General features: G+C 38.3%; 11 protein-coding genes. 3 read left to right on the top strand and 8 right to left on the bottom strand.

The annotated features are described in order from the left end of the window. Positions 1 to 2 precede the first annotated feature (2 nt). The 3 genes from J2Y37_RS01255 to J2Y37_RS01245 all read right to left on the bottom strand — a co-directional run bounded on the left by J2Y37_RS01255 (position 3) and on the right by J2Y37_RS01245 (position 2,838). The gene (locus J2Y37_RS01255; RefSeq protein ID WP_349031585.1) at positions 3 to 809 is read right to left on the bottom strand and encodes a paraquat-inducible protein A; all 807 of its coding nucleotides are present in this window, start codon (positions 807 to 809) and stop codon (positions 3 to 5) included. After that, positions 806 to 1,486, bottom strand: coding sequence for a paraquat-inducible protein A (locus J2Y37_RS01250; protein WP_349031584.1), 681 nt, complete (start codon positions 1,484 to 1,486; stop codon positions 806 to 808). Before J2Y37_RS01250 ends, J2Y37_RS01255 begins: the two co-directional genes overlap by 4 nt. 413 nt (positions 1,487 to 1,899) lie before the next feature. Next, a complete protein-coding gene (locus J2Y37_RS01245) occupies positions 1,900 to 2,838 on the bottom strand; it encodes a LysR family transcriptional regulator (protein ID WP_241322614.1) in 939 nt (312 codons plus the stop codon). 484 nt (positions 2,839 to 3,322) lie between these two features. Between J2Y37_RS01245 and J2Y37_RS01240 the strand changes: the two genes are divergently transcribed. Continuing rightward, the gene (locus J2Y37_RS01240; RefSeq protein ID WP_349031583.1) at positions 3,323 to 3,823 is read left to right on the top strand and encodes a nuclear transport factor 2 family protein; all 501 of its coding nucleotides are present in this window, start codon (positions 3,323 to 3,325) and stop codon (positions 3,821 to 3,823) included. Between the two features lie 132 nt (positions 3,824 to 3,955). Next, a complete protein-coding gene (locus tag J2Y37_RS01235; protein ID WP_121929959.1) occupies positions 3,956 to 4,624 on the top strand; it encodes an isochorismatase family protein in 669 nt (222 codons plus the stop codon). 89 nt (positions 4,625 to 4,713) lie between these two features. Here J2Y37_RS01235 and J2Y37_RS01230 read toward each other — a convergent pair whose 3' ends face one another. The 5 genes from J2Y37_RS01230 to J2Y37_RS01210 form a co-directional block, all read right to left on the bottom strand. Continuing rightward, a complete protein-coding gene (locus tag J2Y37_RS01230; RefSeq protein ID WP_349031582.1) occupies positions 4,714 to 5,493 on the bottom strand; it encodes a DUF2520 domain-containing protein in 780 nt (259 codons plus the stop codon). Positions 5,494 to 5,571: 78 nt separating this feature from the next. After that, positions 5,572 to 6,141, bottom strand: a complete 570-nt coding sequence (locus J2Y37_RS01225) for a hypothetical protein (RefSeq protein ID WP_349031581.1) — start codon at positions 6,139 to 6,141, stop codon at positions 5,572 to 5,574. 203 nt (positions 6,142 to 6,344) lie between these two features. Then, positions 6,345 to 7,577 carry a dihydroorotase gene (locus J2Y37_RS01220; RefSeq protein WP_349031580.1) on the bottom strand — a complete coding sequence of 411 codons (1,233 nt, stop codon included), beginning with the start codon at positions 7,575 to 7,577 and terminating at the stop codon, positions 6,345 to 6,347. Between the two features lie 12 nt (positions 7,578 to 7,589). After that, entirely contained in the window at positions 7,590 to 8,606 is a 1,017-nt protein-coding gene (locus tag J2Y37_RS01215; protein ID WP_004671676.1) for an aspartate carbamoyltransferase catalytic subunit, read from the bottom strand. A 120-nt stretch (positions 8,607 to 8,726) separates the two neighbouring features. Then, the gene (locus tag J2Y37_RS01210; protein ID WP_349031579.1) at positions 8,727 to 9,101 is read right to left on the bottom strand and encodes a hypothetical protein; all 375 of its coding nucleotides are present in this window, start codon (positions 9,099 to 9,101) and stop codon (positions 8,727 to 8,729) included. Positions 9,102 to 9,390: 289 nt separating this feature from the next. On the opposite strand from J2Y37_RS01210, the gene rlmKL reads away from it, so the two are divergent. Then, positions 9,391 to 11,595, top strand: a complete 2,205-nt coding sequence (gene rlmKL, locus J2Y37_RS01205) for a bifunctional 23S rRNA (guanine(2069)-N(7))-methyltransferase RlmK/23S rRNA (guanine(2445)-N(2))-methyltransferase RlmL (protein WP_349031578.1) — start codon at positions 9,391 to 9,393, stop codon at positions 11,593 to 11,595. Positions 11,596 to 11,604: the final 9 nt, after the last annotated feature.

Raw genomic sequence — 11,604 nt, 5'->3', positions numbered from 1 at the left:
TTTTATTGGCTGGAATTAGATAAATCATGATTCAAAGGAGGATGATCCACTTGAATCACGTCTGAGCCTTGCAGGGAAAGCCCATTTTTGTTGCGCGTACTCTGGGCAGCAGCATAATTATCCCAAATAATACGCGGATCAAAACTAAGTGAAGCAAACATGGTTAAAACCACAACTGCACCAAAAGCAACTGCGCCCGGACCAGCGAGAATAGTTGCCAGTGACTGAATCTGAATAAGGGCTGTCAATAAAGCCACCACAAAAACATCAATCATCGACCATCGACCGATAAACTCAACAATTCGATAAAGCATTGAGCAATGCTCAGGTGAAAAGTGCAATCGCTCAGAAGACTGCAGTTTCACAACAATTAATAGAAAACACAGAATCAAAAGTTTTAACATGGGAATAAAAATACTGGCCATAAAAATAACAGTAGAGACCAGATAATCCCCATTCTGCCAAAAATAGATCACACCACTCATGATCGTATCTTGCTGCATCCCTAACAGAGAATCCGTTACGGTCATCGGAAGAACATTGGCTGGGATATATAAAATACTCGCAGCAATCACCAAAGCGAGGGTTCTGTCTAAACTCTTTGGTTTACGTTGATGCAGCACACTATGACATTTCAAGCAATGTGAAGCGTGTTTTTCTTCAGCCTCTGCAACCCATTTATTGAGCGTTCCACAGCAATGACAAAGCACCAAAGACAAATCTTTGGCTCTTGGATATTGCAGCGAATTATCAATGGCTGCTTCAGAGGAATATTCTGAAAAATTGCGCGGAGGCTGATCCGTTTTCATCGAAGTGTCCTGTCGATCTCGTCCCATAGATCCTTAACTTTCACTGAAGCAATATAAACCAGTGATATACTCAGTATGGCGAACCCCCATAGTGCAACACCTGGAATCACCACGACCATACCGACCAGTTTAACTAAAGTCACCAGTACGCCAATCAAAAATACTTCAACCATTCCCCATGTTCTAAATAAAAACAAGGTACGCAATGCTGCAACTAAATAACGGGGCCGAACTTTAAAAAAATGAACTGATGAAAGTACATAGAGCAGCAATAGCAGATCCAGTAAAGGCACTACAAAAGTTGTGATGAGAATCAGAACACCTACTGGCCCTTGCCCTGCATGAAACATGGCCCATGCCGCCCCAAGTAAAGTCGTCTGGGAATCGTTACCCTGTAATTCCACCTTAACAATAGGAAAACTATTGGCAATCACAAATACAATCAGCGATGTTGTTACCATTGCCAGTAAAACACTAAACGGTTTGCTTTGCCGATAAAGCTCAGCACCACAGCAAAGACAATAAGCGCGTTCACCTTGTGTTAGCTGAATTCGATGATATACCGTGTCACATTCCTCACAGGCAACCAGAGTTTGCGGTGAAATATCACCATTTTGAATTAACACTTGTTGATTCATAGATGCAGAAACTGGAAGAAAAGAGGAAGGCTCACTCATAGAACATAAACACCATTTTATAAATTTTTTTTAGACTGAAACTCATTTTGCTATATTTTACTGAGATGTATACAGATAAATTGTGATACTTTTTTGATGATATCCTGTTCGTTTTATATAAACAATTCATCTAATAAAATATGGTCAACGTTCTCCATTAGATTATGAAAAGGCCTATCAAAAAATGGTTATGTGTCTAGAATTTTGGTGACTATTCACTTAATCAATCTATCTTAGCTCCTATTTACCTATAGGGAAAATATTGTGTTCAATAAGTTTTTATAGCAAATATAAGGAATCCCATAACTGGAAAAACTCTACCAAATATTTACCCAATTCTTATCATTACAAAAATAATTAAAATAAGTTAAGACCATACTGTATGCAAATAATCACTTGAACTTAATGCACTCTTAATAATGTTGCCCAGTACTTTCCAAATGACTCATTATACGTTGATCCCAAACTGGTGGATCTCCTATTGCTTCTCGAAGATAGTCTACAAGAACCATAATTTTATTCGAATTACGATAACTTTGCTTATAAACTACAGATATATCACCACCTATAGGAGAGTATTGGGGTAACACAATAGATAAAGAACCAGATTCAATATACTCTGCCGCAATAAATGTGGGCAAAATTGTAATGCCCAAACCCTCTAAAGCTGCAGCTAACAATTGATGACCACTATTAGTACGCATTCGGTTTCGAATTCTAAAAGACTGCAAATGATTATTTACTGGCAACTGTAGCATACCATTGGGTTCTCTTAGAACATAAAGTAAACCATCATGATTCTGCAAATCATTTGGATTTTCTGGTATTCCGAATTGTTTAAGATATTTAGAATTTGCACAAAGCACATGATTATTTACAGAAATCTTTTTTGCAATCAATGAAGATTCTGATAATCGCCCTAAACGTATAGCCACATCATAATTTTCATTATTCAAATTTACAAAATTGTCTGTTGCTTCTATATCTAATTCTAATTCAGGATATTGATAGATAAATTTAGCAAGTATAGGTGCTAAATAACTCTCAGTAAAAGCCATGGGTACAGAAAGGCGTAAACGACCTTTCACATGACTTTTCACTGTCATCACCTCAATCTCTGCAAGTTCTAAGTCTGCAAGAATATTAATACACCGCTCATAAAAAATACTACCGGACTGAGTAATTTTTAATTGTCGGCCACGCTCAAATAATTGAGTATTTAAACGTGTTTCTAATAGACTTATACGCTTACTCACTACTGACTTTGTGGTGCCCAATCGTTGTGCAGCTTCAGAAATACTTTGAACATCTGCAACAGTAACAAAAGTTGTCATATCAACAAACTTATTCATAAATATCAACAACCTAAAATTAAATTAGCGTAAATATGCTGCTATTTTATTAATGATAATTTAGGTCATAAATTTAAACAATAAATTAATTTATATTGTAAAAGAATCAATAACATAAAAAATCCACTGAAAACATGTCAAATACTAAATAAGCAGACAGTATGCGTTGTACACAACTATTTAAGTGAATAATCAAATAAAACCTCTCATATGCCATGTTTCAAAATTAGAAAACAAGAGTTCTCTTAATTGAAACCAATAACAAATAAAAACATGATAGATTTAAAATGTTTATTAAGCATTCAAAAAATGCTTTCTCTTAATATTACCATCGCATATGTTTGTTAAATATGAAAAACTTAATAGATTATCACTCAAACATTTTATAATGAATTCATTTAAGATTTAAAAATGCAATATAAAATTTAATTATTTATAGTGCATAAGAATTCAAAATCATTATTTTTGCAAAAGGCTTTACCTGATGAACTCAAAAGAGTTAATACAAATCGCAAAAGACACCAAAAAACCTAAAGATGTAGTTACTGCATTTTTAGCCAATACTGGAAAAGATACTATTATTGAAGTATCTGAAGCCTTAGTTGATATTAATGCTACTTATATCTCTCTAAGTTTTAATAACCCAGAATTGAAACAAATTGAACCGTGGGCAGGAACCAGTAAAGGGCGCCAAGTCTATATTGATACGTTCTCCAATGTAGGCACTTATTGGAATGTTGATGATTTCCAAGTAACAGATTTAATTTCAGAGAATGAAACAGTAGCCGTATTTGGTTCATTTACCTACACCTCTGTTGAGGTAGGTCACCAATTTACATCACCGTTCTCTATTTTAGCTAAAGTACAAAATGGTCTTATTACATACTTCCAATTTATGGAAGATACGTATGCCTCAGCACGTTCATTTAGAAGCAGTGGAAAATGGACAATAAAAAATAATTCTCATGAAAGATCAGTAGGCTAAATCATCATAAGGTAAATAGTGGATAAAAACATATACTTAAAAAATATTGTTGATTATTCATGCTTTTTAAATTCTATAAACTCAGAAACTTTCGTTATGACTACGTAAGTATAAACTCTAAAGGTGTTATTCATGGCAGCGACTAATGGAATGTTGGATCCTAATGATTCAGTTATCTTACTTATAGATCATCAAAGCGGATTGTTTAATACCGTTCGAGATGTACCAGTTCCAGACTTACGTAACTATGTTATTGCAATTGCAAAAACAGCAACGCTGTTAGATATACCTGTAATTACAACAGCATCTGTACCAGATGGTCCTAACGGTCCTTTAATACCTGAAATACATCAACATGCTCCTCATGCTGTTTACGTACCACGTACTGGGCAAATTAATACGTGGGATAATCCTTTATTTGTAGAGGAAGTTAAAAAAACTGGCAGAAAAACACTAATTATTGCTGGAACTCTTACAAGTGTATGTATGGCATTTCCTGCAGTCAGCGCACGTCTAGAAGGTTACACAGTGTATTGTGTTGTTGATGCGTCAGGAAACTGGAGTAAAATGGCCACAGATACAACTATTGCTCGAGTAACACAAGCTGGAGCAATTCCAACTGATACATTTGCGATTGTTGCTGAGTTAATGCGTACTTGGAATCGTCCAGAAGGTTCACGTTTTGCTGAAATTCTTGCTGATCATGTATGCCCTGAGTATAAATGTTTGATGGAGAGTTTCGCAAAGGCGCAGGCTGTAGCTAAAGATGGTCCAGAAACAAATCTAGACAAGTATCAATAAGATCAAAACTATAATTTTTATTCAACCCAAATTCAAATATTGAATTTGGGTTTTTTAATCTAATGCCATTATCATACTTTGAGCATTAATCAATCCGAGTGATGGCGTTTATAAATGCCATCGCTCATTAATCTATATACTTCTTCCAAATCTGGTCGATGAGATTGAGTCAATAATCTTTGATGCATCTCTAAAATATTTTGATCGCCCCGCATCGCAGGCCCTGTTTGCATTTGCTTTGGGTTAGTGCGGGTTGCTTTATTCGCTGTTTCTAAGATCAATGGAAATAGTAAACTGAAATCAACGTGTTCTGCATCTACAACTTGTTTTGCCATATCATAACAATAATTACTAAAATTACATGCAAACACCGCAGCCAAGTGTAAGGTTTGACGCTGTTGTGAATTATATTGATAGACTCGATTACTTAGGCTGTTTGCTAAGGTTGTGAGTAGAAGCAAATCTTCATGCGTTACGGCTTCAACAAAAAGTGGAGTTTCCAACCAATCCACTTCCCGTTCAAAACTAAAGGTCTGTAATGGATAGAAAACCCCAGCACGTTGCTGCTTCTGCGCGACGACAGATAAATTTGTACTTCCCGAAGTATGCACGATAAGACATTGCGGCAAATATGTTGCGATCGCTTCTACAACATCAGGTATCACGAGATCACTAACAGCAACAACCACTAAGTCTGTTTGCGGATTGAGTTGATCTACACCATCAATCGCTTGAGCATTGACCTGTGCTGCTAATCGTTGGGCGTGGTGTAAATTGCGACTAAAAACTTGAACAATTTGATGCTGTGATTGAAATGCCTTTGCTAAATGTGTAGCGACTCGTCCTGCACCGACAAATGTGATTCGCATAAACTCGATCTAAAATGATTGCCTGACCGAAGCATGCCAATAAAAAATACGTAAATCAATCCACAATCAAAATGATGGCTATTTACTTATCTGATAGAGCCATAATAATGAAAAACTAGCAAATATTAAGGCAAAAAATGGAAAAGCTTTGTGCTGCTTGGTCTCTTGAGGCACAACAGGTAGGGATAAAATAGGAGGCACTAGGCGAGCTTTTACCGCAGGCTGATCCAAGGATAAAACTTCATTGATCCAGTTGGGCAATAGTGCATAAATTGACTCTTTATGATCTCTAAGATAGTAAATAATACTCATCGTATCATTGCCTACCTCATTTGAAAGTACTGCTAAACTTTTAGGAATGGCTCTATTCAAAGTTTTTTCAACTTCACTCGCTGGAACTCTGCCTGCAGCCAATCGTAAAAGTAGTGCATTTTTTACTTGGTCATTTTTTTCAAATAGATCATAAACTGAAGGGGTGAGTTGTTCTTTGAGTTGATCAACAAGTTCTGGTTTAATTAAAAATCGAGACAAAAGAATTGGGTAAAATCTTGATAAAACATCATTTTTTTCATTTACCAAGCAGGTTTGATCATTCACGATCACCGATGAAACTTTCTGTTTAAGTAACTCCATTGGATTTATAGGCATTGTATTAGCTCCAACAATTTAAATGATTTACATCTCTTTTTTATAATTTTATGCAAAACGAATCTCATTTCATCTGCTTACTTTAATATAGTTTTTATGTTTTTTATCTATTTTTAAAAATTTAAATACAATATATATACATCAATTCTTAGACAGCAGAGCAAGCCCACTAAAAGGCTTACTCTGCTCAGGATGACTTATGCTTATGCAAATGTAGTGACGACTTTACCTGTCAACTGCTGTCCAAGTAATGGCGTGTTTTTCCCTTGCGAGATAATCGTATCCTTAGAAACAGTCCACTGTAACTCAGGATCAACCAATACCCATCCTGCTTCTTGCTGCCAACGATCTGTGATATTGGCAACTTGTGCAGGAATCGAAGTGACCTTTTCAACCCATTCCAATGGCTCAAATACACCTTCTTGAATAAGTTGCACACCCAATCCAACATAGGTATCGAAAGCGGTAATACCTGATTGCGTTTCCTCGAATGGTGCTATTTTCGCTGAGCTGCTTAATGGTTCGTGATGCGTACAAATCGCATCAATCACCCCTTCTTTAACCGCTTGACGCAATAACAACTTATCTTGTTCAGAGCGCAAAGGCGGACGTACATGCGCCAGTGAGTTAAAACCATCAATCAATTGTTCAGTTAAATGCAATTGATGCATGGCAACATCAGCAGTCACAGGTAAGCCTTTGGCTTTTGCTGCACGAATCAATTCAACAGAAGCGCCACAAGACAATAGACCAAAATGCGCTTTTACACCTGTTGCTTCGATCATTAAAAGATATTTGGCGATTGCAACTGTTTCTGCGATTGCAGGAATCATTGGCAACCCTTGACGCGATGCAATGAACCCTTCGTGAACACAACCATCTTTGGCGATTTGAGGCTCTTCAGCGTAAAAGACAACAGTTAACCCTAAACCTGCTGCATATTCTAATGTACGAATAACCACATCATCATTTTCAAAGGCAGCATTGGCATTGGAAACAGCTGTACAACCGCCCTTTTTTAACCCCGCCATATTGGCAGGCTGTTTGCCATTTAAACCTTGTGTTTGTGCGCCAATGATTTGTAAATAAATACCGCCATCCAATTGCGCTTTTTCAATCAAGCCATGAATCAAAGCGCCGTTATCTTGCACAATCGGTTTTGAATCTGGCGGTGTAATGACATGCAAAATACCATTAGCACGTGCGGCTTTACCCTCGGACTTTAATGTTCCGTGTTGCTGTTGCCCCGGTTCACGTAGCCGAGCGCATAGATCCACCATGGTTGGCATCAACCATTTATTCTGACCATTTATGGTTTCATCGACCTGTTCAACCGCATCAACCAATTTACCGTTTTCGATATAAACCGTTTTGACTTGATCAGTTTTTTGAATCGGATCGAGCACACGGACATTTTCAATTTTTACAATACTCATGTGATCTATCCCTTACAGTGAAATCGCTTCAATCAAACCTTGTTCTTGTAACTGCCCTTGCATCGCTAGTGCAAGCACCGCCATACGAACCGCAATACCATTGGTCACTTGTTTCAGGATCACGGATTGATCACCATCAGCAACGCTAGAATCAATTTCAACACCTCGATTCATAGGCCCCGGATGCATCACGATACAATCGGGTTTGGCCAAAGCAAGGCGTTCTTTATTTAGACCGTACATTTTGTAAAATTCTGATTGTGAAGCGAGCGCTGGTGAGTCAATACGTTCATTTTGAATACGCAATGCGATGATCACATCACAATCGGTAACACCAGCATTCATTTGGTTAAATAAACGTACATGTTCACCATATTCGTTAAAAGCGACAGGTAACAATGTATTGGGTGCAATCACACGGATATCTTTACACCCTAAAGTCTGCAATGCAGCAACATTAGAGCGTGCTACACGAGAATGCTTAATATCACCAATAATCGCTACACTCAGCTGATCAAAAGGCTTTTTAGTCTCACGGCGAATGGTTAACATATCCAACATTGCTTGAGTCGGGTGTGCATGACGACCATCACCTGCATTGATGATGGCGACATTTGGACAAACATCTTTGGCAATAAAATGCGCCGCACCCGAAGACGAATGTCGTACTACAAAAATGTCCGCAGCCATCGCTTCTAAGTTCCAAAGCGTGTCACGTAAGGTTTCACCTTTTGATGTGCTTGAACGTGCGATATCAATGTTCAAAACATTGGCAGATAAACGTTTTGCTGCGGCTTCAAAGGTGGTACGGGTACGAGTGGAATTTTCAAAGAAAAGATTCATCACCGTCAGCCCTTCTAATAACGGACGGTTGATCAAATTATTATTGTCATCTAAAAAGCTTTGCGCTGTATCTAGAATTTTGGTCAGGCTTTCCTTGGAAAGACCCTCAATGGTTAAAAAGTGCTTTAAATTTCCTTGTTGATTCAATTGAACCTGACTTGGTTGATGCAGGGCTGCAATATGCATAAAGGATTCCTATGGGTCGAATCACCAAAACTTGCATAGTGTAGCCCAATTCTTGGGTTTTAGCAGAACAACTTTTCACCCTTATGTTGCCATTAATTAGGGAGTTGCAACAAATTCGATCTATCGCAATGCACCAATATAGTGATGCGAAACCTGAGCCTGATAGATTTCCTCAGCAGTCACCTCACTAGAATAGACATCCAATGCCTCAACCCGCTCATTTTCTAAGTTATCTTTTTGCTCTGCCACCACAACTGCTTTTGGTTCAGGATATAAATCGATGAGTGGACTTAACCGAGCAACATAGCGTTCCAATTCAGCATCTTGAGTTGCCAAAGCGATATCAACAATATGTTTGGCATACGCTTTGTTGCTGACCAGATACATGACATCTATCACACGACTCGATACACGTCTCAAACGAACATACATTTGAGTTGCAATCGTAAAAGCTTCAGCATTGACCAGCACGTCATTATTTACATTTTCTTTCATAGATCCCCCACAAGTTCCCCATTAAACTACTTAAATTTCATCAGCTTTTGGAAAAATAAGACGCTGATGATTTACAAGACCATCTATTAAGTTAAGTAGCAAAATATGTACCAATAATTAAAATATTGTATAAATATGAAACCGATCGCCTAAAGCATCCTCGTGAGGCCAAATTCAAAAAATAGCTTTTAATCGATGATAAAGCTGACAATCACACAAATATGCACCGACAGAACTGATAAAAATCAGTTAAAATACGCGATTGCTAAAATCGCTTTTGGAAATTTGAATGAATTCAACACAACGTCTTACAAGCTACTGGGTAACCTGTGCGGATGGACTTGAAACCCTACTTCAACAAGAACTGGAAAGTTTAGGTGTTCAAGACATCCAACGTTTTGCTGGACGTTTAATTTTCCAAGGTACGCTCGAACAAGCTTATCGTATTTGCATGTGGTCTCGCCTAGCCTCTCGTGTACTGTTACCGATTCATAAACATGAACTTGAATTTACCCACGATGCGCGAGATGTGGCAGAAGAACTGTTTGAAGGTGCGATTAGCTTCGATTGGTCTTTAATTTTTGCACCACAAAGTACCTTCGCGGTGCGTCTGCATGTTGAACGAGATATTAAGGTCAATACGCAATTCGCGACCTTACGTGTAAAAGATGGCGTGGTAGATTCCTTTATGGAAGCTGTTGGGAAACGCCCAAGTATTGATATTAAACAGCCAGAAATTACGCTTTATGTTTTAGCAGGAAAAACTGAACATACCTTCTGTCTGGATTTATCTGGTGATTCCTTACATAAACGTGGCTATCGCCATTTTATGACCGATGCACCGATCAAAGAAAACCTCGCGGCGGCGATTTTACAAAAAGCGCAATTATTACAATATCAACCCGATATCATTCTTGACCCCATGTGTGGTTCAGGGACATTTATTATTGAATCATTGATGATTTTAACGGATCGTGCACCAGGTTTGGTTCGTCGTTTCGGTTTTAATGGCTGGCATGGACATGATCGTGAACTGTGGTTATCGATCAAAAACGAAGCCACTGAACGCCATGAAAAGGCTTTAGCGTACCCACTACCAAAACTCTATGCTTATGATGCAGATTGGGAAGCGGTCAAAGCGACCCGTCTAAATATCATTGCCGCAGGCTTTGAAAGTGTTCTTGATCAAATTCAAATCGAAGAACGTACTTTAGCCGATTGGGATGATTTTCATGCTGAAGGTAAAAAAGCCTTTATTGTTACAAATCCGCCTTATGGCGAGCGCTTAGGGGATAAAGCGTCTAGTCGTTCATTCTACTTAGGCTTATCTGGATTATTACAAAAGAATTTCCCAAATCAGCCTGCTGCGGTGATTGCGGCACAAATCGAACAAGCAGATGTACTTGCAATCAATGATCCGCAAACTTTACGTTTGATGAACGGTAAGCTGCCGATTTACATTCGTTTTGGTATGATCAAACCAGCAAACGTTGCACAACCATTTTTAGCAAACTGGCAACCGCTACAATTTGAAAAGATTGAAGGTGCCGAGGACTTTACCAACCGTTTGCAAAAAAATATGCAAGCATTGAAAAAGTGGGCTGTCAAAGAAAACATCTATTGCTTACGTCTTTATGATGCTGATTTACCAGATTTTAATATTGCCGTTGATTTGTATGGGGATAGATTGCATGTACAAGAATATGCACCACCTAAAACCATCGACCCTGAAAAAGCTAAAAAACGTTTTAATCTTGGACTCGCAGCCATTCGCGCTGTAACAGGACTAAATCGTGATGCCATTTTTATCAAAACACGTGCAAGACAAGCTGGAACGACCCAATACAGCAAGCAAAGTACCGCGTCTAAACGTTTTATCGTACAAGAAGGTAATGCACGAATTTTGGTGAATCTGACCGATTATTTGGATACAGGCTTGTTCTTAGATCATCGTCAAATGCGTTTACGAATTGCCAAAGAAGCACGCGGCAAACACTTCCTAAACCTGTATAGCTATACCTCAACAGCAAGCTTACATGCGGCTCTAGGCGGCGCGGCAAGTACCACCAGTGTTGATTTATCTAATACTTACCTCAACTGGTCTAAAGAAAACTTTGTATTGAATGGTTTAACAGTTGATCATGCAGATGAACAGCACATGTTCTTTGCCAGCGATTGCTTTGAGTGGTTAAAAGAAGGTCATGAACAATACGATTTGATCTTTATTGATCCACCGACCTTCTCTAACTCGAAAAAGTTTTACGGTACATTTGATGTACAACGCGATCATCTCTCGCTGTTAAAGCGTGCCATGAACCGCCTAACCACTGAAGGTACTTTGTATTTTTCTAACAACTATCGTGGTTTTGAGCTGGATGAAGAAATCGAGGCGATGTATGACATTGAAGAAATCACCTCTGAAACCATCGGCCTAGATTTCAAGCGCAATCAAAAAATCCATCGCGCATGGAAAATCAAACATCCTGCGGTATAAATAATACTT

The organism is Acinetobacter sp. 3657, from assembly GCF_031456775.1.
In the GTDB taxonomy this organism is placed as follows: Bacteria; Pseudomonadota; Gammaproteobacteria; order Pseudomonadales; family Moraxellaceae; genus Acinetobacter.
This window is presented reverse-complemented; position numbering and strand designations above follow the sequence as displayed.